The organism is Bradyrhizobium campsiandrae (assembly GCF_014529705.1).
GTDB lineage: Bacteria > Pseudomonadota > Alphaproteobacteria > Rhizobiales > Xanthobacteraceae > Bradyrhizobium > Bradyrhizobium campsiandrae.
Map to the genome: position 1 here is coordinate 1 of NZ_JAANIH010000376.1, position 245 is coordinate 245.

The 245-nt window shown below is 62.9% G+C and carries 1 protein-coding gene; it reads right to left on the reverse strand.

Annotated features, from left to right (window positions below; translation table 11 throughout):
* The coding region (locus G8O24_RS44915) for an aldolase/citrate lyase family protein (RefSeq protein ID WP_244646463.1) at positions 1-245 on the reverse strand (245 nt) is incomplete at both ends.

Below are 245 nucleotides of genomic sequence, written 5' to 3' on the forward strand. Positions count from 1 at the left end.
ACGAGAAGATCATCAAGGAATGCGGCAAGCGCGGCCTCAACCCGGGCATCCACTGCAGCGGTGCCGAAGGCGCGGCGCGCGCCATCAACATGGGCTTCAAGCTGGTCACCCTTTCGAACGAGGTCGGACGGGCCGATATAGACACCGTCGATGCCCTCGACGTCGAGGATCGCCTCCATGTTCTCGACCGCCGTCTTGGTCTCCATCATCGGCAGCAGGATGGTGTCGGCGTTCGCGGTCTTCTG